Origin of the sequence: Mesonia maritima (genome assembly GCF_042433895.1) — a bacterium.
GTDB lineage: Bacteria > Bacteroidota > Bacteroidia > Flavobacteriales > Flavobacteriaceae > Mesonia > Mesonia maritima.
In genome coordinates this window covers 38541-61225 of sequence record NZ_JBHLUA010000003.1, presented here as the reverse complement: position 1 = coordinate 61225, position 22685 = coordinate 38541, and the positions used below count along the sequence as shown (strand labels likewise).

Here is a 22685-nt window from a genome sequence, read left to right as displayed (position 1 = left end):
AATAGATAGTTTAGTTGAACTCTTTTTTTATGCGGTCTAATTTTCGTTTGTTCTCCCGATCTTTTATGGTTTCTCGCTTATCGTGTACTTTTTTACCTTTACATAAACCAATTGTTAATTTTGCTAAACCGCGATCGTTAATGAATAATCGCAACGGAATTATGGTAAGACCCGATTGACTTACTTGTTTTTCTAGTTTTCTAAGCTCAGTTTTATTCAGCAATAATTTGCGTTCACTTTTTGGGTTGTGGTTAAAATGCGTGGCGTGCGAATATTCTTCAACATGCATATTAATAACGTATAATTCGCCGCGGTGAAACTCGCAAAAACTTTCGGCAATTCCGGCTTTTCCAGCTCGAATAGATTTAATTTCTGTTCCGGCTAATTTTATTCCGGCGGTAAATTTATCTAGAATTTCGTATTGAAATTTAGCTTTTCGGTTCTTTATATTTATTCTGTTTTTTTCCATAGTAATCGCTAAAATAGCAAGCTTTTTCTACTTTATAACATTTTTATGTATCTAATAAGACCTTTTCGGTTTATAAATGTTACAAAATGTAATTAAAAATTATATGAATCGATGAGCGACTTAAAATCTTTCCTTATTTTTGCTAGCAAATTGTTAAAAAATGAAACGAATTTTACTCGATAATCGAGACTTAAACTCTCAGAAAGTTCTATTGAAATTAAAATATTCTTTTCGCATAGAAAACGGAGCGAGATTGATTAAAAGTGGTTTACTTCTTTTATTGATGTTAAGCGTATTTCAATCGTGTAAAAAAGATGAAAAACGACCTGATGATAACGGAAAAGGCGCTAAAATTATAGATAAAGTTGTTGAAAATGCAGGAAGCGAAAATTACGATGCTTCCACTATAGAATTTACTTTTCGTGATCTTCAATACAAAAGTGTTCGCGACTGCGGAATGTACGAATTAATGCGAACTAAAATTACTGCTGAAGGCGATACCATAACCGATATTGTAAGAAATGAAGGGTTTACGCGCTTAACAAATAACGAAACTACTCCGCTAGCAGATTCTCTACAAATAAAATACAGCAATTCTGTAAATTCGGTGCACTATTTTGCACAATTACCTTTTGGGTTGAACGACCAAGCGGTAAATAAATATTATTTAACCGAAACGTTTATAAAAGATAAAGCTTATCATGAAATTGAAGTAACGTTTGATGAAATTGGTGGCGGTTCAGATCACGATGATATTTATGTTTACTGGGTAAATACCAAAACATTTACTATCGATTATTTCGCTTACTCTTATAAAACAAATGGCGGCGGAATGCGATTTAGAGAGGCCTTTAACCCGAGAACCATTAAAGGAATTCGTTTTGTAGATTATAAAAATTACGCTCCCGAAGAAGGAACTTCACCAGATTTAGAAAATATGGAAAAGTTATTCAATGAAAATAAATTGAAACAGATTTCCACCATTGAAACTAAAAATATTGAAGTAACCTTGTCTGATAAAAACTGCGCGTAAATTACTTTAAATGATAATGTTTAAAACTACTTTTCTTTTTTTCTGAAGGAAGAATTTTTACCGTATATAAACGGTTGTTTTCATTATCTGGAATAAACTTATATTTTTCTTTACCCAGAATTTTATTAATGAATTTCGGAGTCGTATCTACGTGGCCGACAATTAGCACGTTTTTCCCTTTTGTTTCTTCTTGAAATTCTTCAGAAAATAAATTATTTGCCTCATATTTTTTTATCTCAAGTCCAAATTTTTCAGCCGTTGGCGTTGCGGTTTGTATGGTTCTTTTATAATTGGTGCTGTAAATCAATTCAATATTTTTATCAGCTAAAACTTCTGCCCAAAATTCAGCGCGCTTTTGGCCTTTTGGTAATAAATCTGGATTACTTGTAGATTGGCTACGGTCTTTTTCACCGTGACGAATAAAATAATACGTTGTGGTTTGTTGTGAAATTTCGGCAGGTTTATTCATACTTGTTTCTGTTTGCGAAGTGTTTTTTTTACAAGAATAAATTAGAATGATAAAAAAAGGAAGGTAAAATAAATTTTTCATGGGTTTATTATTTCCATCAAGATCACTTGATTGAGTTGTTTTTTAAAGCTGTTAAAATTATTATCTGCTATTAAAAGTAAGGTTTTATTTCCGTTAGGCAATTGCGGACCGAAACAAATTCCTTCAATATTTTCGATACTTTTTTGAGTTAGTTTTTTCCGGACATCGTCGAAATCAAAAAGTAAAAATTTCTCGGCAGGTTTAATTTCTTCTTTTTTTAATCGTTCAAGCGTTAAAGTTTTTGTTGCTGAAGTTGCATCGACTAAAAATAATTTTACGTGATAGGCTTTTTTTCCTCTTCCGGCTGAAAAACTTCGTTCAACTGAAATAAATTTTTGTGGCGCGTAATTTAAAATTGCAGTTAATCCGTTTAAAGCAAAAGGCAAAATAGGAATTCTGGAAATAGAATTTAAGCGATACGCAAACTGATTTTCGGTAATTCCTTCAGAAGAAAATTTAGTAAATCGAACGAGTGATTTTCTATTGAAAAATGTAGATTTTGGTCCGTCGTTTTTTAACGGAAGTTCATTCGCTACCCAAAAACCTTCAGTAGAATTATCGCGTGCTAAAGCTTCGAACATTCCGTTATTTCTAGCGTTTTCTAAAGTTGAAAAATAGGAGGGAAGCTGATATTTTTTTTGAATATTTCCTTGAAAATCGGTTTTTAAAATTGCTGCGGAAATTCCAGCGTTAATTAAACCTTCGCTACTTACTAAAAATGTTTTCTCTTCGGGATTGGCAATAATTCCTTCAAAATCTACAGGTTTAATGTTTCGGGTTGAATCGGTCACTTTAATCATTTTATCAATAACTAGCGTGTCGATTTTTTTATTTTTTATTTGAAGTTGAAACCGATAAATTCTAGGGTTGGAAGATTGATCGCAAATCGCGTAGAAATGCTCACCATCAAAATCAACATCAGATAAACCGCCTATCGGGATTCCTTGAAAAGTAAGCGAATCTTCCAATACAAAATCATCTAAAAACCGAACGTTTAATTGGTTTGCTGAAACCGATTTTGAACTTCCGCAACTTATTAAAAGTAGAAAAAATATAATAAAAAGACTACTTTTTACTATTCTTAAAAATACCACTTTTAAATATAACATCTCTTTAAGATAAAAATAGGAGTTCATTGGCAAAAGAGCATTTTATATTAAGCTACATTTACTATTATAAATCATTAAAAACCAAAACTTATGAACCAGACTGAATTAGAAGGAAAATGGAACCAAGTAAAGGGGAAATTTAAGCAAAAGTACGGAAAAGTAACAGATGATGATACTACTTTTTCTGAAGGGAAATTTGATGAAATGTTAGGTCGTCTTCAAGAAAAGACCGGAAAATCTAAAGAAGAGCTTCGAAAAGAAATTGAAAAGTTATAATTTAGAAAAATTGCTATGAAAAAGAAAACCTCGTTTTTAAATAAACGAGGTTTTTTTATGAATTTATGTAAAAGAAAGGTTTTTATTCTTTTCCTATTCCTACCAATTCTACATCAAAAATAAGAATAGCATTTGGTGGAACTTTTCCTCCGCCGGCGCCACGTTCTCCGTAAGCTAAATAAGGCGGAATAATAAATCTTGCTTTTTCACCTGTTTTCAACAATTGTATTCCTTCGTCCCAACCTGGGATAACTCTACCTACACCGATAGGTAATACAGCTGGTTGACCTCTATCGTATGAAGAATCGAATTTTGTTCCATCGGTTAACATTCCATTATAATGCACACGAACAAATTCTCCAGCTTTGGGTGTTTCACCTTCTGGATTTTCTTCTATCATTTTGTAGCGTAAACCGCTATCGGTTTTTTCGTAACCTTCAGCTAAAGTTTTAATTTCGTTTTCTAAAGCCTCTTTTCTTTTTTCTTCTTCCTCTTCTAAAGCGGCAATTTCTTGTTTAAAAACTTTAGGAGCATTAAAATTCTTTGCGTCTTCACCTTTTCGAATGATGTTGATTTCTTTAATAATAACATCTTCAGCAGGTTTGTCTTGCGCAGCTGTTTTTACTTTTCCGATAGAATCTACCACTGCTTGACCTTCTACCACTTTACCAAAAACGGTATGTCTTCCATTTAAATGTGGTGTTTCTTTAAGAGTAATAAAAAACTGACTTCCGTTGGTATTTGGGCCAGAATTTGCCATCGATAAAATTCCTTTGGAATTGTGCTGAAGCGTATCGTTAAATTCATCTGGGAAACTATAACCCGGTCCGCCAGAACCATTTCCTTTAGGATCTCCACCTTGAATCATAAAATTATCGATTACACGGTGAAAGCTTAAACCGTTGTAGAATTTTTTACCGGCGTAAGAAGAATCTACTTTTTCGTTGGTTCCTTCAGCTAAACTAATAAAGTTTGCTACTGTTATAGGTGTTGCTTTGTAATATAATTCAGTTACAAAAGTACCTTTATTCGTTACAAATTCTGCATAAATTCCATCTTCTAGATCTGGATATTTATTATTGCAGGATAATGCACTAAATGCAAATGCTAAAAGTAAAAGTAAGTGTTGTTTTCTCATTGATTTATGGATTATTTTGGTTTTCATTTTCAATTTTTTCAATAGAATTTAAGGTAATTGTAGAACGAATTGGTGTATTTCTGCCAATTCTGTCATTATCACCATAATACCCAAATGCTTTATGCGAAGGAAATAAAAATGTAGCGGTTTCTCCTTCTTTTAAAAGTTTTAATGCTTGGCGCAAACCGGTAAATAAATTTTCTTTATCCATTACATATTCTCGCAAACCTATTTCATCTTTAGAATAGATGGAATTCCCGTTTAAGGTAGCAATATCATAATTAAAGGTGACTAAGTCTCCAAATTGAGGTTTTAATAAAGAATCGGTTTGTACTTTGGTGTTGTAATAATACCAAAATCCGTTGGTAGAACTTAAATAATTATTGGTTGAATCTTGATGAATAATATTCAGGATTTTATCTTCCTCTTGCTTAATTAGTTTTTTATTTCGCTGAATTGATTCGTTTATAAATGAACCTGAATTATGAGAAACCGGTTTTCTAGCTTCAGGCGTTTTACAGGCTACCATACTTATCACAAGAAGTAGCAAAATGCTTATTTTGGTTTTCATGAGTTCAATTCTTTTTGATGCTTTTTTACAATTTCTTCGAAATAAGCAATTGTTTCTTGTAAGTTTTTATCACTTTTTCCTCCGGCTGCATTAATATGTCCGCCGCCATCAAAATATTTGCGAGCGAATTGATTCACATCAAAATCACCTTTAGATCGTAACGAAATTTTTATAATGTTTTCAGCTTTGTGTTCAATAAAAATAGCGGCAAAAACTATTCCTTTTACCGACAGTCCGTAATTTACAAAACCTTCAGTATCACCTTTTTTAAATTTATGATCGTCCAATTCTTTTTGTGAAAGACTAATATAAGCGGTATTGCAATCTTTTAAAACTTTTAAATTATTTAAAGCAACACCTAATAATTGCATTCGCTCATAAGAATTCGTATCGAAAGTTTGCTGATGAATAAGTGCGTTTTCAGCTCCTTTATCAATTAAATCGGCAATGACGCGATGCGTAATACTGGTTGTTGAAGGAAAACGAAAGCTTCCCGTATCTGTCATCACACCAATATAAAGACAAGTTGCAATTTCGGGTGTAATTTTATCGGTTTCTTCTAATTTTTCAAAAAAATGATAAACCAACTGGCAAGTAGAGGAAGCTGAAATGTCACTATACATAAACTTCGCGTAATCATCGGGTTGTTGATGATGGTCGATCATTACGTAGGTTGCAGAAGCCTTGCTTAAAACTTCTTCCATTAAACCACTTCGTGAAAAATGATTAAAATCGAGTGTAAAAATCAATTCCGCTTCGTTAACTAATTGTGTAGCTTTTTCAGTTTCATTTTCAAATTTAATAACTTCTTCTTCTCCAGGTAACCATTTTAAAAATTCAGGATAATCATTTGGAGAAACCACATGGCAATCGTGTCCTTTTGCTTTTAAAAAATGATGCAGCGCTAGCGTAGAGCCAATCGCATCACCGTCTGGGTTTTTATGCGGAACGATTACAATTTTTTTAGGCTCTTCTAGTAGTCCTTTTAATGTGGTTATTTCTTTTGAAGTCATAAGAAGCGAATATACAATTTATAATTTTTTTTCATATAATTTGCGGCTAATATTAAGGAACTGTAAAAAATTAGGTTTTACGTTCTAAATGATTACTTTTGCACAAATTTAAAAATTACGTGATGGCAGGAAATAAAACATTCACAATGATTAAACCTGATGCTGTTGAAAATGGACACATCGGCGCAATATTAGAACAAATTACCGCTTCTGGCTTTAGAATTGTAGCCATGAAATTAACGCAAATGACTAAAGCTGACGCTGAAGAATTTTACGCAGTTCATAACGAACGTCCGTTTTTTGGAGAATTAGTAGAGTTTATGACTCGCGGACCGATTGTAGCGGCAATTCTTGAAAAGGAAAATGCAGTTGAAGATTTTAGAACGCTTATAGGAGCGACAAATCCTGAAGAAGCTGCTGAAGGAACTATTAGAAAAAAATATGCAACTTCTATCGGTGAAAATGCTGTTCACGGAAGTGATAGCGACGAAAATGCTCAAATTGAAGGAGCGTTTCATTTTGCCGGAAGAGAAATGTTTTAAATCATTTCTTTAGAAGAAAAATATAAAAAAAGCGTTCATCAAATTGAACGCTTTTTTTATGAATAATTTTTAGTGAAGTTTTCCTATCGTAACACTAATTTTTTAATTAAATCTTTTCCTAACGCTTCGTTTAGCATTCTTATAATTTTCTCTTTTCCGTAGCTTAATTCTTCGCGAAGCACAGAAGAACTTAATTGTACGTAAAGTGTTTCGCCGTCTAACTTAATTGCGGTTGTGTAATTTTTTATTGCCGGTCCCATTTGGGCTTCCCAAACTTCCCGAACATTTACCTTATCGAGTCCTTTTTGTAATTTATTTTCATCTACAAAACTTTTTAAAACTTCGCTGATGCTTTTATGTTCATCACTTCGTGCCATCTTCTAAATATCCATTAAATCGTTCGTAAGAATATTCTATTCCGCGGTCATTTTTCACTTTAAACTTATCTTCTTCAAGTTCAATAATAGTTTCTTTCCACGAATCCATTTCAGTTGTATAATATAAATTAAACTGATTATCTTCAATTTTTGCTTGAAGTTGCTCGCGGTCGTTAAAAACTTTATACGTTCCGTCTATTTGCGGCTTTACTTTTTTTCTGAAACCGTTTCCGGTGCTATCAATCGAAATAAAATCGACCATTTCATTAAATTTATAAGCTTTTTTGGTGCCATCTTTTTGGGTAACTTCTTTAATTTCCCAATAGCCATTAAGTTGTTGTAAATCGTTTAATTCCGGTTTAGAATTACACGAAATTAAAAGCAAAAAACAAAGTGCAGAAAAAGTTAAACTGAATATTCTCATACACGCAAAGCTAATTTTTTTCAGAAAGGCAGACTAATTTTTGGCGTTAAAAACCGAATTAAAGTTGAATCATTTTATAATCTTGCGCGCTAGATTTTACTACATTTTCAGTCCGTTCGGCGTGCGTATCGCTTATAAATAATTGTCCCAAATCATCTTCAGTTACTAATTGAATAATGTGCGCAACGCGATTTTCATCTAATTTATCGAAAACATCATCTAATAATAAAATCGGTTTGGTTTGGGTTTGCTGTTTTATAAAGTCGTATTGAGCTAATTTTAAAGCGATTAAAAACGATTTTTGTTGCCCTTGCGAACCAAATTTTTTAACTGAATGATTTTCAATTTTCAAAATTAAATCATCTTTATGCGTTCCTACGCCGGTATATTGCAAGGCGCGATCTTTCTGTAAATTTTCAGCTAATAAATCTTTTAAATTATTATCGAATAACTGACTTTTATATCTCAGCTGAACCGTTTCTTTTGCATTGCTAATACTTTGATAACGTTTATTGAAAATAGGAATAAACGCTTCTAAAAAATCGATTCTCTTCGCATGAATTTTCTTTCCGAATTCTACTAGTTGTTCGTTGTAAATTTCCAGCGTAGTAGCATCAAACGTGTGGTTTGCGGCAAAATATTTTAATAAAGAATTGCGTTGCGAAAGGGTTTTGTTGTATTTCAGTAAAGTTTCTAAATAATTTTTATCGTGTTGAGAAATAATTCCATCAACAAATTTTCGGCGTGTTTCGCTTCCTTCCACAATTAAATCGCGATCTGCCGGAGAAATAATAACCACCGGAATTAAGCCGATATGTTCGCTAAATTTTTCGTAGGCTTTGTTATTTCTTTTTATAACTTTTTTCTGACCTTTTTTAGCGCTTACCACAATTTTTTCTTCGCGGTCGTTTTTTTCAAAAGTCCCGTCAATTACAAAAAAATCAGCTTCATGATTAATATTTTGACTCGTAACCGGATTAAAATAACTTTTTCCATAAGCCAAATGATAAATACTGTCTAAAACATTCGTTTTCCCGACACCATTAAAGCCAACCAGACAATTTATTTTGGTGTTAAACTGAAAAGATTGTGATTCAAAATTTTTATAGTGAAATAAAGAAAGATTTTTTAAGATCATAGAAAACTGATATTCAGTAAGTTTTTGGTTTTTAAGTAGTTTTTCTACAGCAGAAATCTATTCGAGCCAAAGTATTAAAAAATAACAAAACTTTTCTCTTTTAAATATGAATAAAAATTTTATTTTTGCCCTTCAATTAAGCAAGTTTTATGTCATCATACCAGAAAAGAGGTTACAAACCTAAGAATAAAAAAGAAGAAGAAGTTGTAACTGAAGAACAGTCAACAACAGCAGAAGTCTTTAATAACTTAGATGAAGGCGCAAACAAAACCGAAGAATGGGCTGCCAGAAACCAAAAACCAATTATTGTAGTAATTGCAGTAATTGTAGTGGCGGTACTTGCCTATTTAGGTTATAATAAATTTATTGCGCAACCTCAAGAAATTGAAGCTGCCGATGAACTTTCGCAAGCACAAGTATATTTTGAAAGCGCATTAGAAGCAGATATTTCAGAGCAAGATTCGCTTTATACCTTATCCTTAAATGGCGGAGCAGGAAAATTTGGTTTTGTTGATATTACTGAAGAATATGCCGGAACAAATGCAGCGAACTTAGCACATTATTATGCGGGAATCGCTTATTTAAATACTGGTGATTATCAAAAAGCAATCGATCATTTAGAAAAATTCTCTAGTGATGATGAAATTTTAGCGCCACTTGCAAAAGGAGCGATCGGCGATGCGTTTATGCAATTAGAGCAGCCTGAAGAAGCGTTAAGTTTTTACGAAGAAGCAGCATCAATGCGCGATAACGATTTTACTACACCAAGATTTTTGCTAAAAGCCGGAACAACCGCTTTAAAAGTTGGTAATGCTGATGCAGCTGAAAAACACCTTTCTCGAATAGAAGAAGAATATTCAGAATCTCCAGAAGCAGAAGAAGTTCCTGTATATTTAGGACAAGCCAAGGCAATGAAATAATTTATGGCAACCGAAGGAAAAAACTTATCACATTATAATAAAGAAGAAATCCCAAACGCGAAAAATTTTCGGTTTGGGATTATTGTTTCTGAATGGAATAGCAATATAACAGAAAACCTCTTTCAAGGCGCTTTTGATGTTTGGATAGAAAATCAGGTTTTTAAAGAAAATATTGTTCGTTGGAATGTTCCCGGTAGTTTTGAGCTCATCTACGCATGCAAAAAAATGCAAGAAACTTTCGAAATGCTCGATGCTATCGTGGTAGTTGGAAGTGTAATTAAAGGAGAAACCAAACATTTTGACTTTGTGTGCGAAGGTGTAACACAAGGCATAAAAGATTTAAATATTCAAAGTGACATTCCTGTGATTTTTTGTGTACTTACCGACGATCATATGCAACAATCGATTGATCGTTCTGGTGGAAAACACGGAAATAAAGGAGCCGAAGCTGCAGTTGCGGCTATAAAAATGGCACAATTACGAAAAGACGCTAAATTTTATAAAGGATAAATTCAATTTCCCTTTTTATTTTCTATTTAACTGTACAAATTTTTACTTTTCCAACTCGGCATTGTATTTGATTTTAAGTAACTTTGAAATCACTTATAATTATGGGAATTTTAAAGTCAAAATCTAACAAAAAATTTAGTTATTCGCCTCGTTATTATGACGATAAAGGCAAAGGGAATCCTTTTGAAATTCATTCAAAATTCGATGATTTCCGAAAAGCTACCGTCGATAATAAAGGCTTAGCAAATAAATTTAAAACTGCTTGGGCAGATTTAGAAGAAAAATCAGATCGAAAAACCAATACGCGTTTGTACATTATTATTGCGATTTTACTTTTAATTTTCTTGTTTATCATCGATTTTGACTTGTCAATATTCTATTCAAACTAATGACAGATATCATTCAGGTACTTCCCGATCACGTAGCTAACCAAATTGCTGCAGGAGAGGTGGTTCAACGCCCGGCTTCCGTAGTAAAAGAACTTATTGAAAATGCTGTAGATGCTGGAGGAACACGTATTGATTTACTTATAAAAGATGCCGGGAAAACATTAATTCAGGTTTCCGATAACGGCAAAGGAATGAGCGAAACCGATGCTCGTTTAAGTTTTGAGCGCCACGCGACTTCTAAAATTAAAATGGCTGAAGATCTATTCGACCTAAAAACGAAAGGTTTTCGTGGCGAAGCTTTAGCTTCAATTGCCGCAATTGCGCACGTAGAACTTAAAACCAAACAAACCGATAGTGAAATTGGTACGCAAATAAAAATTCAAGGAAGTAAAGTGGCTTCTCAAGAACCTTGCGTAACTTCTAATGGAACGGTGGTAAGCGTTAAAAATTTGTTTTATAATATTCCCGCAAGAAGAAATTTTTTAAAATCTAATTCAGTTGAAACACGTCACATAATTGATGAATTTCAGCGGGTAGCTTTGGCGCATCCACAGATTAGTTTTTCGCTTCATCATAACGGAAATGAATTATTTCAATTGCCGGAAACAAATCATAGACAACGTATTGTAAATATTTTTGGAGCGAAAACTAATGAGAAATTAGTTCCGGTAGAAGAGGAGACAGATTTGGTGAAAATCACAGGTTTTGTAGGAAAACCAGAATTTTCTAAACGAACTCGTGGCGAACAATTTTTCTTTGTAAATAACCGCTATATTAAAAGTCCGTATTTAAATCACGCGGTAAATGCTGCTTTTGAAGGATTGCTTAAGGACAAAAAAAATCCTGCTTATTTTCTATATTTATCGGTTGATCCTAAAAGTATCGATATAAATATTCATCCCACAAAAACTGAAATTAAGTTTGATGATGAACACGCGCTTTATGCGATTTTGCGAAGTTCAATTAAACACAGTTTGGGACAATTTAATGTAGCGCCGGTTTTAGATTTTGAACGTGATTCAAATTTAGATACGCCTTACGATTATAAGAAAAAGCCAATTTCAAATCCTACGATAGAAGTAGATCGTGATTTTAATCCGTTTGAGAGTTCTAATTTTTCGGAAAAAAGCACTCAACCCGTTAAAAGAAATTCCGGGAATTTTCAAAAACGAAGTTCTTCAGAAAGTTGGGAAACCTTATATAATGGGTTACAACAGGAAAATGCTGACAATAATTTTACAAACATTGAGTTTGAAAGTGAAGAAGTAAGCGGACATTTATTTGAAGAAGAAAAACAGGAAACACAAACGGGAACTTTTCAGCTTCAAAAAAAATATATCATCAGTTCTTTAAAAAACGGAATGATTGTCATCGATCAACATCGCGCACATTCCCGTATTTTGTATGAAGAATTACTGAAAAATATCACGGTAAAAGCTGCAGTGAGTCAACAATTATTATTTCCGTTACATTTGCAATTTAATGCACACGAGACAGCAATGTTAGAAGAATTGAAACCTTCGTTAGAGCAAACTGGTTTTGTATTTTCAAAGCTAAAAGCAGATGATGTTGAAATTACCGGAATTCCTAATTTAATTGCTGAAAGTGAAGTTTCAATTTTACTAGAACAATTACTATCAGATTTTGAGCATGAAGTTCCTGATAGTGGTTTTCTACAAACCGATTTATTGGCAAAATCATTAGCAAAAAGTATGGCCATAAAAGCCGGAACTCTGCTAAATATGGAAGAACAACTTGCTATTGTAAATGGTTTATTTGCGTGTAAAGAAGCAAATTTAACCCCGTATAACAAAAAAATCTTTATTCGGTTAACCGCAGAAGATTTAGAAAAAAAATTCATTTAAATGGCTAGAATAACCGAAACTGTAAAAATATTATTGGTTGCAAATATCCTATTTTTCTTAGGAACTCAATTTGTAGGTGATTATGCTTATCAATTATTTGCGATGTGGTTTCCAGAAAATGAAAATTTTAGGATTTGGCAAATTTTTACGCATATGTTTATGCACGGCGGTTTTACACATATTCTTTTTAATATGTTTGCGCTCTTTATGTTTGGAAGTATGCTGGAGCAAACCTTAGGGAAAAATAAATTTATTTTCCTTTATTTTTCTGCAGGTTTTGGGGCGGTTTTACTACATACGCTAGTAAATTATTTTAATTTTCAGTCGGGTTATAATGCGCTTGCAGACGCAGGAATGAGCAGCACGCAAATTCAAAATTTATTAGATAAAGCATTTAGAAGCTTAATGAGTTCGGGAAATTATAATGTAAATATTCCTGACACTGTTGATGGTTCTACTGTAAAATCTATGATTGGCGCGTATTCTTCTTCAGCAGTTGGAGCATCGGGTGCAATTTACGGAATACTTGTGGCGTTCGGGATGTTATTTCCGAACGTAAAATTATTTTTGATGTTTGTACCGATTCCTATTAAAGCTAAATATTTTATTCCGGGTTTAATTCTGTTAGATTTATTTTCAGGAATTACCGGTTATTCGTTAATGGGCGCTGGAATTGCACATTTCGCACATATTGGCGGTGCTTTGTTCGGTTTTATTACGATGTGGTATTGGAAAAGAAATCAGTTTAACAACAATAGGTGGAACTAATGCATTGGAGAGATCGTTTACAATATCAATACAATATGGCTGGAATGGTCGAAAAGCTTATTGCAATAAATGTGATTGCTTTTGTATTGACGTTCCTTTTTAACACGATTACTTTTTTATTTGATTTACCTGATGAATTTTTATTGAAATGGCTTGTATTTCCTAAAGAAATAGGAGAATTTATTTTTAAGCCATGGTCAATTATAACTTACGCTTTTTTACATAGCGGAATTTGGCACATACTCTCGAATATGATAATTCTCTACTTTTCGGGACGAATGTTTTTAACATTTTTCTCTGCAAAACGTTTACTGAATTATTATTTGTTAGGAGCGGTTTCCGGCGCGTTATTATATATGTTAAGCTATAATTTATTCCCGGTATTTCAAGGAACGGGACGTTCTTATTTAATAGGCGCTTCTGCCGCGGTTATGGCAATTCTGGTTGGTGTCGCTACGCAAGCACCAAATATGCAAGTGCGATTGATGTTTTTAGGAAATATAAAATTATGGTGGATCGCCGCTTTTTTTGTGGTCTTAGATATTGTACAAATCCCGATGAATAATCCCGGCGGACATTTAGCACATTTAGGTGGCGCTTTGTTAGGCTATATGTATACCTCACAATTAGCAAAAGGAAACGATATCGGAAGTTGGTCTGAAAATATAATCAACAGCATTGGGAATTTATTTTCAACGCGGAAGCAAAAACCGTTTAAAAACGTTTATCGAAATACAAAGAAAACACAAACTAGCGCTAAATCATCTAGTTTAAATAAAGACGAAAAGCAGAAAAAAATTGATGCAATTCTCGATAAAATAAGCAAAAGCGGCTACGAAAGTTTAAGTAAAGAAGAAAAGGATTTTTTATTTAACGCCGGTAAAGAATAAGAAAATGAAGAAGTTATCTATATTCGATAAATTCATTTTCTTTTTAAACATTTTGTTTTCTACCGCTTTATTGCTGGCTTATATTTTACCCTATATCCCGCCGAAAACTTTTCCTTTTTTATCCATATTAAGTCTCGGGATTCCTATTTTATTAATCAGTAATATTATTTTTCTTATTTATTGGTCGGTAAAACTAAAAAAGCAACTCATTTTATCGCTTTTAGTTTTGGTATTAGGCTTTAATCATATTATATCGCTCTATCGCGTTTCTGAAACAATTCATACGCCCAATGCGCAAGAAATTAAATTAATGAGTTACAATGTTCGGCAATTCAATAGATTTAATTGGATTAAAAACGATTCGGTTACCGAACAGATTATTCAATTTGTAGGAGATAAATCGCCCGATATTTTATGTGTTCAAGATTATTATCATAAAGAGAATGTTCGCTTTAAGAATTTCAAGGAAGAATATATTGAGTTAAAAGGAAATTCTTCCAAATTCGGGCAAGCCATTTTTTCTAATTATCCAATTATAAATAAAGGTTCGTTAGATTTTCAGGATACCTATAATAACGCTATTTACGCCGATTTAAAAATAGGGAATGACACTGTTCGTGTTTTTAATGTGCATTTAGAAAGTTTAAAATTGATTCCCGAAGTAAAAAAATTACAAGAGGAAGACAGCGATAAATTAATTCATCGGGTTGGGAAATCCTTCAGAAAACAACAATCGCAAACCGAATTAGTCTTAAAAAAAATAAAGGAAACACCGTACAAAACCATCATTTGCGGCGATTTAAATAATAGTGCTTTTTCTTACGTGTACCGAAAATTATCTGAAGGTTATACCGATGCGTTTACCGCGGCTGGAAATGGTTTTGGAGAAACTTATGTGTTCGATTTTATTCCGTTACGAATCGATGTAATGTTAATCGATCCTGCTTTTCAAGTAAATGAATTCAAGAATTTTGATGTTCACCTTTCAGATCATTATCCTATTATGTCGCGATTAAGCATTAAAACTGAAAAGAAGAAAAAATAATGAGCTAATAGGATATTTTAATTGAATTTTTCCTTTTCAATATTTCTTTAATAAAGCTTTCGTTAGTATCTGGGCTTATATAAATTTCGTTGTATTTTCCATATTTTATAATTAAACCGTTTCTTGCTGTAGCCGGTTTAAATCCTGCCCACATTGTATTTCCAACTTTTATTTCTTCAATTTCAGCAATTAAGATAGATCCGAAAATTGGTCCGCTTCGGTAAATTAGTTTTGTTTCAGTAATTATATAATAGGTTCTAAAATAAATCCAGAGTAGAAGAATTATAACTAACAGAGGGAGAATATTTAAAAAAATATTTCCGTTGTGCATATCCTCTTGAAATGAAAAAATAATAATACTTCCAAGGAAGAGAATAGCTATTAGAACTAAAATTTTAAAAGCTATATCTTTTCTACTTTTAAATTTCAATTTAAGAAAAGGTTAGCGGTTGATTTTCTAGATAATTCAAGGAATTCGGACCTTCATTAAACAATAAATCTAAAATGGAAAGATTTTTAAGAAATCCGAATTTTTCTTCAAATACTTGTGTGTATTTTTCCTGCGAAAATGGAATCGATTTTTTAGCTTCAATTAAATTGCGAGCATCAATAATTTCCTGTGATATTTCTTTATTTAGTTTAAATTCTTCGGCTTTTTTTAGTTCTTTTTCTAACTGAAGACAGTCCGAAATTACTTCAAAACATTCCAAATTAAAATCGAATAAAAAGGAAAACTTTTTTTCATATAATGGCTGAATTTCATCTTCGTAAAATTCAAAAAAAGGAGAAGTTCTATAAGCAGCTTCTAATGATCGCCAATGATTGGTTTGCCAGCGAAAATCATTTTCAATCTTAATATCTCTGTATTTTTGATGCTCTTTTTTTCCGCTGTGTTTAACCGGAATATTTAAAAGCAATTTCCCATTTGCGCCATAAATATATTGTCGCGTTCTATAGGTTTGCTTTTGGTAGTTGTCGTGCGCTTCAAAAATTATTTCTTGTGCTTGACTAATAGCTGAAAATTGATGAATCGAGCCAAAATAAGCCGGATGAATCAAAATTTTTTCCATTTAAATGTTAGGATTTTTTTCGTTTTCTGAAGAAATTAATTCCTAAAATTACGATTAAACCGATGAGGAAATAGTAAAAATAGGATACTGGTTTTCCTTCGCCACCAACGGTTGTAAAAAGTCGTTCCCATCTAATTTTATCGAAACCTGAAGCGTTGCTATCTAAACTCATCCAGATAAAAACAGGTTTTCCTACAATGTGTGTTTCGGGTACAAAACCCCAAAATCTACTATCTTCACTATTGTGTCTATTGTCACCCATCATAAAATAATAATTTTGTTTGAGGATGTAATTTTTAATCGGTTCACCATTTAATAAAATTTGTGTTCCGTTTTGGGTAAGTTTATTATCAATTCCCATTTCTTCGCCTTCATAAACTTCAATAATTCGCTTATAAAGTGGAAGTGATTCTGGCGTTAAAGCTATTGTTTTTCCTTGTTCAGGAATATAAAGTGGTCCAAATTGATCACGATTCCATTTTAAATCTTCGCTCTGCGGAAAAATAGATTGTTCAGCTCTTTCTGCAGGAGCTACAATTTTTTCAATCGAAGCTACATTCGGGTGGTTTTTAAATTTTTGAAAAGCTTCTTCTGAAATGGATACAAATCGATATAATCTTCTATCGCGATCTATCATTTCTATTCGATCGGTAATACCATAGTTTTCATAAAGTGCACGTAAATCAAACCCTTGACCTTTTCCTTGAACAATATATGAATATTGGGGTTTTGCACGATCTGGCAATTGCAACGGATTGTTATTAATGAACACTTTTCCATCTACAATTTTTAATGAATCACCAGGAATTCCCACTGCTCTTTTTACGTAATTCGATTTTTTATCGATCGGTTTTTTAAAGGTTTGGTTCCCGCGATAACCAAAAAACGGAACCGTATCTACCGGCCAGTTAAAAACAACAATATCATTTCGTTCAATATCTTCAAATCCTGGAAATCTAAAATAGGGGAGTTGTGGCCAATTAGTGTACGATTTTATTCCCAGACCTGGAATTGTATCGTGAACCATCGGAAACGAAATAGTGGTTTGTGGAGCACGCGCGCCATAATTTACTTTACTTACAAACAGAAAATCGCCAACCAATAAAGTTTTTTCCAATGAAGAAGTAGGAATGGTAAACGGTTGAATAAAATAAGTGTGAACAATAGTCGCGGCAACAACGGCAAAAAGTATAGAACTTACCCATTCTCCGGCAGAAGTTCGTGGTTTTAAACTTCGCTCTTCAATATAAGTAACATCTAGCGTATAATTTACATAGAAAATATAAAATCCTAATGTTAGAATAGTTAACCACGTATCTGTAGCAGAATGTCTTCCGAAACTGCGAACGGTTTCTACCCAAACCACCGGAATCATAATTAAATTTACAATCGGTATGAATAGTAAAATTGTCCACCACCAAGGGCGATTGATAATTTTCATTAAAATTACCGCATTATAAATAGGAATTAATGCTTCCCAAGCTTGTCTACCCGCTTTTTTATAAAGTTTCCAGGTTGCTAAAAATTGAATGAGTTGAATTACCAGAAATACGATTAACCATTGCGTAATTGTCATGCTATAAAATATGTTTGTTCAGTTAATAAGTATCTAATTTCATGAAATGTTACACATTTAAAACATCTTTCATGGTAAAGATACCCGTTTTATCTTTTAAAAATTCGGCTGCAATTATTGCGCCTAAAGCAAATCCCTCTCGAGAATGGGCGGTGTGCTTTATTTCAATATCATCAATGTCAGATGCATAATTTATGATATGCGTTCCGGGAACATCTTCAATTCTTTTTGCAGTTACGGGAATAGTTTTTTCTGAAATTGAGGTGTTTTCTTCCTTTAATTCCCAATTTGTATAAGCTGAATTTGCCAATATTTGTTCAGTTAGTGTTATTGCCGTTCCGCTAGGTTTATCTAGTTTTTTGGTATGATGAATTTCTTCCACATCAACTTTATACTGATCAAATTTTTTCATCAATTTAGCCAGTTGAGTATTCAGCTCAAAAAATAAATTTACGCCTAAGCTAAAATTAGAAGCGTAAATAAAAGCAGCATTTTCTTTCTTGCAAATTTTTACAGCTTCATCATATTTTTCTAACCAACCCGTCGTACCGCAAACTACAGGAATTTGATGCTGAAAGCACGTAGTGATATTTTTAAAAGCTGCTTCAGGAATGCTAAAATCTATGGCAACATCAGCTTTTTTTAATTCATCTTCTTTTAAACCAGAAGAAGTTTTGTAAACAATAGAATGACCTCGATTTTCTGCCAATTTCTCAATTGTTTTTCCCATTCTTCCGTATCCTAAAAGTGCAATTTTCATAGTGATAAACTTCTAAAAATTAAAATTGAGTGAAAGATTATAATTAGCTTTTCCTGAAAATTCATCTATGCCAAAATTTGGCCGTAAAGCTAAATCTTCACTCACGTTAAACTGACGTAAATGCGCTTCTACATTGGCGTCGATAATATTTAAAGCATATGCGGCAATTGTGACCAGCAGCGAAATTTCTTTATTTCTGCGGAATCTTTTTTGCGCATCAACCAGCGCGTCATCAGAAAGAATATTCATAAATTCATCATCTGTTTCGCCCGCTAATCTACTTTTATAAGCATCTCTATATTTATGATACTGCTTATTATTATAAACGTAAGCGTAAATTCCACCGCCAATCGCGCCGTAAACTAAAGGAATTTTCCAATAACTACCGTTGTAAGCTTGCCCTAAACCTGGTAAAACAGCAGAATAAAAAGCAGCTTTTGCCGGCGCTAACGGATTGTATTGTTCGAAATTTTTGGTGGTTTCAGGATTTACTTGCGAAATTCTTTCCGTTCGCATAGCGAGTGAATCCTTTTGCGCGTAACTAAACGAACTTAAAAAGAAAAAAATTGAAAGAAAAAACAGTAATTTATTCACCTTCAATTAACTTTTTTAACCGATTGAAATCTTCTTCCGAAGAAAAAGGAATAATTAATTTTCCGTTTCCTTTTTTCGAAACTTTTACGTCAACTTTGGCTCCAAAATATTCTGAAAAGTTTTTTACCGCACCTTTTATTTCTTTAGGAACTTTGGAAGTAGTAGATTTTTTTGACGAACCTGAACTTTTTTGTTGATTTTCGCGAACTAATTTTTCAGTTTCTCGAACCGATAAAGAGTTTGCTATAATCTTTTCGTAAATCGATAATTGCTCATCTAATTTTTCAAGATTTATTAACGCTCTTCCGTGACCCATCGATAAAAAGCCGTCGCGCATTCCGGTTTGAATAATCGGATCTAATTTTAATAAACGTAAATAATTAGCAATTGTAGAACGATTTTTTCCAATTCTGTCGCTTAATTGTTCTTGCGTTAAATCAATTTCATCTAACAAACGTTGGTAAGAAAGTGCGATTTCAATTGGATCTAAATCTTGACGCTGAATATTTTCAACAAGCGCCATTTCTAGCGATTCTTGATCGTTCGCAATTCTTATATAGGCGGGAATAGTTTTTAAACCGACTAATTTTGATGCACGATATCTGCGTTCACCAGAAACTAATTGATATTTATTGAAATCAATTTTTCGAACCGTAATGGGTTGAATAACACCAAGTTCTTTAATAGAAGATGCTAATTCTTGCAGCGCATCTTCGTTAAAACTTGTTCTGGGTTGAAACGGATTAACTTCAATCGCTTCTATATCAAGTTCAACAATACTACCAACAACTTTGTCGGCGTTTTTGTCTTTAGCTGATTTTATATCGTTGTCGGGATCTTTCAATAAAGCCGAAAGTCCACGTCCTAAGGCTTGTTTTTTTGTTGCTTTCGCCATGAATCTATCGGTTTTTCTTTATAATTTCTTCCGCTAAGCTTAAATAATTGCTAGCACCGCGACTTCCCGCATCATAATTTATAATACTTTCACCGTAACTTGGGGCTTCGCTTAAACGTACATTTCGCTGAATAATAGTTTCGAAAACCATTTCATCAAAATGTTTTTTCACCTCATCGACTACTTGATTTGAAAGTCGGAGACGAGCATCGTACATTGTTAATAAAAGTCCTTCAATATCTAATTTGGTGTTGTGAACTTTTTGAACACTTTTTATAGTATTCAACAATTTTCCTAAGCCTTCTAAGGCAAAATATTCACATTGAATAGGAATAATTACAGAATCTGCAGCGGTTAACGCATTCAGCGTAAGTAAACCAAGCGATGGAGCGCAATCTATTAAGATATAATCATATTTATCGCGTAAACCTTCTACCGCTTTTTTCAGCATCGACTCGCGTTGGTCTTGATCTACCAATTCAATTTCAATCGCCACCAAATCGATATGCGCCGGAATGATATCTACATTTGGAGATTCTGTTTTTATAATAGCGTTTTCAGCTTTTTGCGTATGTTCTAGTAATTGATACGTGCCTAACTCTACAGTTTCTACATCTATTCCTAAACCGGAAGTAGCGTTTGCCTGTGGATCTGCATCGATCAATAAAACTTTTTTTTCTAAAACTCCTAAAGAAGCAGCCAAATTGACTGATGTTGTGGTTTTTCCTACACCACCTTTTTGATTAGCAATTGCAATGATTTTACCCATTAACTCGTCTTAATTTAGAGAGTAAAAATACAATTAATTCTTCCAATTGAAAATGGAATTTGTTAACACTTTTTTGAAATGTGAATAACTAAAATTAACTATTTTTTTTCTGCTTAATCATTTGCTCTAATTGATCCCACATTTCTTCTGGAATTTGCTCTAATAAATTGAACTGTCCGGCGCCTTTTAACCATTCACCACCGTCTATTGTAATTACTTCGCCATTTACATAAGCAGAAAAATCTGACACTAAATAAGCCGCTAAATTGGCTAATTCTTGATGTTCACCAACTCGTTTTAAAGGAACTTTTTTAGCTAAATCGAATTTTTCTTTTAAATCGCCGGGTAATAATCTGTCCCAAGCACCTTTTGTAGGGAATGGACCCGGTGCGATGGCGTTAAACCGAATCCCGTATTTTGCCCATTCTACCGCAAGTGAACGCGTCATCGCTAAAACACCGGCTTTTGCTGTTGCGGAAGGAACCACATAAGCGGAACCTGTCCAGGCATAAGTGGTGACGATATTTAAAACGGTTTTATCTTTTTCTTTTTTGTCGATCCAATGTTTACCAAAGGCTAACGTACAGTTTTTACTTCCTTTTAGAACAATATCGATAATGGTATCAAAAGCGTTTGCTGAAAGTCGCTCGGTAGGAGAGATGAAGTTTCCTGCGGCATTGTTCAGCAACACATCTACGCTTCCCATTTTATAAATGGCTTCATTGCGCATTTTTTCAACTTGATCATAATGACGAACATCGCATTGAATGGCAAAACATTTTCCGCCAGTTTCTTTTTCTAATTCTTTGGTAGTATTTTGAAGTTTTTCTAGATTTCGGGAAGTAATGGCTACTTGTGCTCCCAGTTCTAAGAAGTATTTGGTCATGGCTTTTCCCAAACCACTTCCGCCGCCAGTTACTACAATATTTTTTCCTTTTAAAGCATCATCGCGAAGCATTTTTTTATTGAAATTCATGGGATTTAGTTTTCATTAAAAATATAACTTCTTTTAAAAATGACATCATTTAAGCATGAAAAATTAATACTATTCAAAAAAGAATTCAATTGTATGAGTGGCATTTTCGTATCCCTCTCTTTGATATTTTGTGTAAAAATTAGCTTGGTTTGTTTCAATAGAAATAGCCGATGAAAGATCCTTATTGGTTAAATGTGTAGAATGCTCTAAATTTTCTATAGCCTCTGTCATAGAAGAGCCGTAAACTTCGCTGCAGAATAATCTTCTTACTCGTTTACCAAAGGAGTTATCCAGTACAAAAGATTTTGTGTTTTTAATGCTTGAATAGCTGATATTAACTGTAGTTCCATTTGCCATTTCTATAGTTGTAAGATTATTACTTTCATCATATATAAATTTATTTTCAAAATCCATTACACCATCTAAATCTTGATCAATACCGGCTTTTATGACATTATCATTATTATCAAATTTTAAAATATGTCTTATGATAACTTCTGTATTAGGATTTTCAAGAGAACCTGTTAAACGTTCAAAATAGTCAATGTTATTTCCATTATGAATTATTCTGTAATAGCGGTTTATTTTTTCCCAATAGATCCCCGATAATTTTGAGTTATTGTCATAAAATAACTGCTGAGTTGTTCCTTGCGTTTTTTCAGAAATAGGATAAAATTCTGTAGTTTTTTCATTCTGATAGATGAAATAGTTGTATTGATTATCTTCCTTCAATTCATCATCAAAATAAGTTTCAACCGTATAATTCATAAATTTATTTTGAACAATATCGCCAGCAGTTATTTCTTTATAACTTTCATACCCATCAATAGCAGGTCTATCAATAGTTTCTTTAAAGGAATTAATTGTCAGGGATGATACAGTAGGATTAGTTGTAGAATCTACATCATCATCATCATCATCATCATCAGAATTACACGAAAATAAGATAAATGCAGATAAAATAATTAAAGCGTTTTTCATAATAAATAGGTTTATTTATATATGAAACGTTACGTTT

At 33.0% G+C, this 22685-nt stretch carries 28 protein-coding genes; 10 read left to right on the top strand and 18 right to left on the bottom strand.

Annotated features, from left to right (window positions below; all coding sequences use genetic code 11):
* Positions 1-10: 10 nt before the first annotated feature.
* Positions 11-469, bottom strand: coding sequence for an SsrA-binding protein SmpB (gene smpB, locus ACFFGL_RS01270; protein WP_309727213.1), 459 nt, complete (start codon positions 467-469; stop codon positions 11-13).
* Positions 470-629: 160 nt separating this feature from the next.
* Here smpB and ACFFGL_RS01265 point away from each other — a divergent pair, with 160 nt between their 5' ends.
* The gene (locus tag ACFFGL_RS01265; protein ID WP_309727212.1) at positions 630-1502 is read left to right on the top strand and encodes a DUF6503 family protein; all 873 of its coding nucleotides are present in this window, start codon (positions 630-632) and stop codon (positions 1500-1502) included.
* Between the two features lies 1 nt (position 1503).
* On the opposite strand, the gene ACFFGL_RS01260 is transcribed toward ACFFGL_RS01265, so the two are convergent.
* Together ACFFGL_RS01260 and ACFFGL_RS01255 are read right to left on the bottom strand one after the other, a co-directional pair.
* Positions 1504-1971, bottom strand: a complete 468-nt coding sequence (locus ACFFGL_RS01260) for a phosphoglycerate mutase family protein (protein ID WP_309727211.1) — start codon at positions 1969-1971, stop codon at positions 1504-1506.
* 77 nt (positions 1972-2048) lie between these two features.
* Positions 2049-3161, bottom strand: coding sequence for an esterase-like activity of phytase family protein (locus ACFFGL_RS01255; protein ID WP_309727210.1), 1113 nt, complete (start codon positions 3159-3161; stop codon positions 2049-2051).
* A 90-nt stretch (positions 3162-3251) separates the two neighbouring features.
* Between ACFFGL_RS01255 and ACFFGL_RS01250 the strand changes: the two genes are divergently transcribed.
* A complete protein-coding gene (locus tag ACFFGL_RS01250) occupies positions 3252-3437 on the top strand; it encodes a CsbD family protein (RefSeq protein ID WP_309727209.1) in 186 nt (61 codons plus the stop codon).
* An 82-nt stretch (positions 3438-3519) separates the two neighbouring features.
* On the opposite strand, the gene ACFFGL_RS01245 is transcribed toward ACFFGL_RS01250, so the two are convergent.
* From ACFFGL_RS01245 to ACFFGL_RS01235, 3 genes are read right to left on the bottom strand one after another with little or no spacing between them, the layout of a single operon-like run.
* The gene (locus ACFFGL_RS01245) at positions 3520-4602 is read right to left on the bottom strand and encodes a peptidylprolyl isomerase (protein WP_309727208.1); all 1083 of its coding nucleotides are present in this window, start codon (positions 4600-4602) and stop codon (positions 3520-3522) included.
* Positions 4580-5146 carry a gliding motility-associated peptidyl-prolyl isomerase GldI gene (gene gldI / locus ACFFGL_RS01240; RefSeq protein ID WP_309727207.1) on the bottom strand — a complete coding sequence of 189 codons (567 nt, stop codon included), beginning with the start codon at positions 5144-5146 and terminating at the stop codon, positions 4580-4582. Before gldI ends, ACFFGL_RS01245 begins: the two co-directional genes overlap by 23 nt.
* The gene (locus ACFFGL_RS01235; protein ID WP_309727206.1) at positions 5143-6159 is read right to left on the bottom strand and encodes a DHH family phosphoesterase; all 1017 of its coding nucleotides are present in this window, start codon (positions 6157-6159) and stop codon (positions 5143-5145) included. The genes gldI and ACFFGL_RS01235 overlap by 4 nt, the downstream gene beginning before the upstream one ends.
* 122 nt (positions 6160-6281) lie before the next feature.
* Between ACFFGL_RS01235 and ACFFGL_RS01230 the strand changes: the two genes are divergently transcribed.
* Positions 6282-6701, top strand: a complete 420-nt coding sequence (locus ACFFGL_RS01230) for a nucleoside-diphosphate kinase (protein ID WP_309727205.1) — start codon at positions 6282-6284, stop codon at positions 6699-6701.
* Between the two features lie 83 nt (positions 6702-6784).
* On the opposite strand, the gene ACFFGL_RS01225 is transcribed toward ACFFGL_RS01230, so the two are convergent.
* The 3 genes from ACFFGL_RS01225 to recF are packed head-to-tail and all read right to left on the bottom strand — an operon-like array spanning position 6785 to position 8640.
* Positions 6785-7078: a DUF721 domain-containing protein gene (locus ACFFGL_RS01225; RefSeq protein ID WP_309727204.1), complete on the bottom strand. Its 294-nt coding sequence runs from the start codon at positions 7076-7078 to the stop codon at positions 6785-6787.
* A complete protein-coding gene (locus ACFFGL_RS01220; RefSeq protein ID WP_309727203.1) occupies positions 7065-7502 on the bottom strand; it encodes a hypothetical protein in 438 nt (145 codons plus the stop codon). Before ACFFGL_RS01220 ends, ACFFGL_RS01225 begins: the two co-directional genes overlap by 14 nt.
* A 58-nt stretch (positions 7503-7560) precedes the next feature.
* Positions 7561-8640, bottom strand: coding sequence for a DNA replication/repair protein RecF (gene recF / locus ACFFGL_RS01215; protein WP_309727202.1), 1080 nt, complete (start codon positions 8638-8640; stop codon positions 7561-7563).
* Between the two features lie 149 nt (positions 8641-8789).
* Here recF and ACFFGL_RS01210 point away from each other — a divergent pair, with 149 nt between their 5' ends.
* The 7 genes from ACFFGL_RS01210 (at position 8790) to ACFFGL_RS01180 (ending at position 15027) form a co-directional block, all read left to right on the top strand.
* Entirely contained in the window at positions 8790-9560 is a 771-nt protein-coding gene (locus tag ACFFGL_RS01210; protein ID WP_309727201.1) for a tetratricopeptide repeat protein, read from the top strand.
* Positions 9561-9563: 3 nt separating this feature from the next.
* Entirely contained in the window at positions 9564-10070 is a 507-nt protein-coding gene (gene ribH, locus ACFFGL_RS01205; protein ID WP_309727200.1) for a 6,7-dimethyl-8-ribityllumazine synthase, read from the top strand.
* Positions 10071-10171: 101 nt separating this feature from the next.
* On the top strand, positions 10172-10459 hold the full coding sequence (locus ACFFGL_RS01200; protein ID WP_309727199.1) for a riboflavin synthase subunit beta: 288 nt from the start codon (positions 10172-10174) through the stop codon (positions 10457-10459).
* Entirely contained in the window at positions 10459-12324 is a 1866-nt protein-coding gene (gene mutL, locus ACFFGL_RS01195; protein WP_309727198.1) for a DNA mismatch repair endonuclease MutL, read from the top strand. The genes ACFFGL_RS01200 and mutL overlap by 1 nt, the downstream gene beginning before the upstream one ends.
* A complete protein-coding gene (locus ACFFGL_RS01190) occupies positions 12325-13092 on the top strand; it encodes a rhomboid family intramembrane serine protease (protein WP_309727197.1) in 768 nt (255 codons plus the stop codon).
* Positions 13092-13982 carry a rhomboid family intramembrane serine protease gene (locus ACFFGL_RS01185; RefSeq protein ID WP_309727196.1) on the top strand — a complete coding sequence of 297 codons (891 nt, stop codon included), beginning with the start codon at positions 13092-13094 and terminating at the stop codon, positions 13980-13982. Before ACFFGL_RS01190 ends, ACFFGL_RS01185 begins: the two co-directional genes overlap by 1 nt.
* Positions 13983-13986: 4 nt before the next feature.
* Positions 13987-15027, top strand: coding sequence for an endonuclease/exonuclease/phosphatase family protein (locus tag ACFFGL_RS01180; protein WP_309727195.1), 1041 nt, complete (start codon positions 13987-13989; stop codon positions 15025-15027).
* Between the two features lie 4 nt (positions 15028-15031).
* Here the strand turns inward: ACFFGL_RS01180 and ACFFGL_RS01175 are convergent, their stop codons facing one another.
* From ACFFGL_RS01175 to ACFFGL_RS01135, 9 genes are all read right to left on the bottom strand, one after another.
* Positions 15032-15457: a PH domain-containing protein gene (locus ACFFGL_RS01175; protein ID WP_309727194.1), complete on the bottom strand. Its 426-nt coding sequence runs from the start codon at positions 15455-15457 to the stop codon at positions 15032-15034.
* 1 nt (position 15458) lies between these two features.
* Complete coding sequence (locus tag ACFFGL_RS01170; protein ID WP_309727193.1) at positions 15459-16097, bottom strand: WbqC family protein; 639 nt, start codon at positions 16095-16097, stop codon at positions 15459-15461.
* A 7-nt stretch (positions 16098-16104) separates the two neighbouring features.
* Complete coding sequence (gene lepB, locus ACFFGL_RS01165; RefSeq protein ID WP_309727192.1) at positions 16105-17673, bottom strand: signal peptidase I; 1569 nt, start codon at positions 17671-17673, stop codon at positions 16105-16107.
* A gap of 49 nt (positions 17674-17722) precedes the next feature.
* On the bottom strand, positions 17723-18433 hold the full coding sequence (gene dapB, locus ACFFGL_RS01160) for a 4-hydroxy-tetrahydrodipicolinate reductase (RefSeq protein ID WP_309727191.1): 711 nt from the start codon (positions 18431-18433) through the stop codon (positions 17723-17725).
* 12 nt (positions 18434-18445) lie between these two features.
* Positions 18446-19027 carry a DUF5683 domain-containing protein gene (locus ACFFGL_RS01155; RefSeq protein ID WP_309727190.1) on the bottom strand — a complete coding sequence of 194 codons (582 nt, stop codon included), beginning with the start codon at positions 19025-19027 and terminating at the stop codon, positions 18446-18448.
* Positions 19020-19922, bottom strand: coding sequence for a ParB/RepB/Spo0J family partition protein (locus tag ACFFGL_RS01150; RefSeq protein ID WP_309727189.1), 903 nt, complete (start codon positions 19920-19922; stop codon positions 19020-19022). The genes ACFFGL_RS01155 and ACFFGL_RS01150 overlap by 8 nt, the downstream gene beginning before the upstream one ends.
* 4 nt (positions 19923-19926) lie before the next feature.
* Positions 19927-20691, bottom strand: coding sequence for a ParA family protein (locus ACFFGL_RS01145; protein ID WP_309727188.1), 765 nt, complete (start codon positions 20689-20691; stop codon positions 19927-19929).
* 94 nt (positions 20692-20785) lie between these two features.
* The gene (locus ACFFGL_RS01140) at positions 20786-21667 is read right to left on the bottom strand and encodes an SDR family oxidoreductase (protein ID WP_309727187.1); all 882 of its coding nucleotides are present in this window, start codon (positions 21665-21667) and stop codon (positions 20786-20788) included.
* Between the two features lie 69 nt (positions 21668-21736).
* Positions 21737-22648 (bottom strand): hypothetical protein, encoded by a 912-nt coding sequence (locus tag ACFFGL_RS01135; protein WP_309727186.1) that lies wholly within the window; start codon positions 22646-22648, stop codon positions 21737-21739.
* Positions 22649-22685 lie beyond the last annotated feature (37 nt).

What these genes read in the sequence shown, in the direction of transcription:
- smpB (WP_309727213.1), bottom strand. Translation starts at nt 469, where the DNA reads ATGGAAAAAAACAGAATAAATATAAAGAACCGAAAAGCTAAATTTCAA.
- ACFFGL_RS01265 (WP_309727212.1), top strand. Translation starts at nt 630, where the DNA reads ATGAAACGAATTTTACTCGATAATCGAGACTTAAACTCTCAGAAAGTT.
- ACFFGL_RS01260 (WP_309727211.1), bottom strand. Translation starts at nt 1,971, where the DNA reads ATGAATAAACCTGCCGAAATTTCACAACAAACCACAACGTATTATTTT.
- ACFFGL_RS01255 (WP_309727210.1), bottom strand. Translation starts at nt 3,161, where the DNA reads ATGTTATATTTAAAAGTGGTATTTTTAAGAATAGTAAAAAGTAGTCTT.
- ACFFGL_RS01250 (WP_309727209.1), top strand. Translation starts at nt 3,252, where the DNA reads ATGAACCAGACTGAATTAGAAGGAAAATGGAACCAAGTAAAGGGGAAA.
- ACFFGL_RS01245 (WP_309727208.1), bottom strand. Translation starts at nt 4,602, where the DNA reads ATGAAAACCAAAATAATCCATAAATCAATGAGAAAACAACACTTACTT.
- gldI (WP_309727207.1), bottom strand. Translation starts at nt 5,146, where the DNA reads ATGAAAACCAAAATAAGCATTTTGCTACTTCTTGTGATAAGTATGGTA.
- ACFFGL_RS01235 (WP_309727206.1), bottom strand. Translation starts at nt 6,159, where the DNA reads ATGACTTCAAAAGAAATAACCACATTAAAAGGACTACTAGAAGAGCCT.
- ACFFGL_RS01230 (WP_309727205.1), top strand. Translation starts at nt 6,282, where the DNA reads ATGGCAGGAAATAAAACATTCACAATGATTAAACCTGATGCTGTTGAA.
- ACFFGL_RS01225 (WP_309727204.1), bottom strand. Translation starts at nt 7,078, where the DNA reads ATGGCACGAAGTGATGAACATAAAAGCATCAGCGAAGTTTTAAAAAGT.
- ACFFGL_RS01220 (WP_309727203.1), bottom strand. Translation starts at nt 7,502, where the DNA reads ATGAGAATATTCAGTTTAACTTTTTCTGCACTTTGTTTTTTGCTTTTA.
- recF (WP_309727202.1), bottom strand. Translation starts at nt 8,640, where the DNA reads ATGATCTTAAAAAATCTTTCTTTATTTCACTATAAAAATTTTGAATCA.
- ACFFGL_RS01210 (WP_309727201.1), top strand. Translation starts at nt 8,790, where the DNA reads ATGTCATCATACCAGAAAAGAGGTTACAAACCTAAGAATAAAAAAGAA.
- ribH (WP_309727200.1), top strand. Translation starts at nt 9,564, where the DNA reads ATGGCAACCGAAGGAAAAAACTTATCACATTATAATAAAGAAGAAATC.
- ACFFGL_RS01200 (WP_309727199.1), top strand. Translation starts at nt 10,172, where the DNA reads ATGGGAATTTTAAAGTCAAAATCTAACAAAAAATTTAGTTATTCGCCT.
- mutL (WP_309727198.1), top strand. Translation starts at nt 10,459, where the DNA reads ATGACAGATATCATTCAGGTACTTCCCGATCACGTAGCTAACCAAATT.
- ACFFGL_RS01190 (WP_309727197.1), top strand. Translation starts at nt 12,325, where the DNA reads ATGGCTAGAATAACCGAAACTGTAAAAATATTATTGGTTGCAAATATC.
- ACFFGL_RS01185 (WP_309727196.1), top strand. Translation starts at nt 13,092, where the DNA reads ATGCATTGGAGAGATCGTTTACAATATCAATACAATATGGCTGGAATG.
- ACFFGL_RS01180 (WP_309727195.1), top strand. Translation starts at nt 13,987, where the DNA reads ATGAAGAAGTTATCTATATTCGATAAATTCATTTTCTTTTTAAACATT.
- ACFFGL_RS01170 (WP_309727193.1), bottom strand. Translation starts at nt 16,097, where the DNA reads ATGGAAAAAATTTTGATTCATCCGGCTTATTTTGGCTCGATTCATCAA.
- lepB (WP_309727192.1), bottom strand. Translation starts at nt 17,673, where the DNA reads ATGACAATTACGCAATGGTTAATCGTATTTCTGGTAATTCAACTCATT.
- dapB (WP_309727191.1), bottom strand. Translation starts at nt 18,433, where the DNA reads ATGAAAATTGCACTTTTAGGATACGGAAGAATGGGAAAAACAATTGAG.
- ACFFGL_RS01150 (WP_309727189.1), bottom strand. Translation starts at nt 19,922, where the DNA reads ATGGCGAAAGCAACAAAAAAACAAGCCTTAGGACGTGGACTTTCGGCT.
- ACFFGL_RS01145 (WP_309727188.1), bottom strand. Translation starts at nt 20,691, where the DNA reads ATGGGTAAAATCATTGCAATTGCTAATCAAAAAGGTGGTGTAGGAAAA.
- ACFFGL_RS01140 (WP_309727187.1), bottom strand. Translation starts at nt 21,667, where the DNA reads ATGAATTTCAATAAAAAAATGCTTCGCGATGATGCTTTAAAAGGAAAA.
- ACFFGL_RS01135 (WP_309727186.1), bottom strand. Translation starts at nt 22,648, where the DNA reads ATGAAAAACGCTTTAATTATTTTATCTGCATTTATCTTATTTTCGTGT.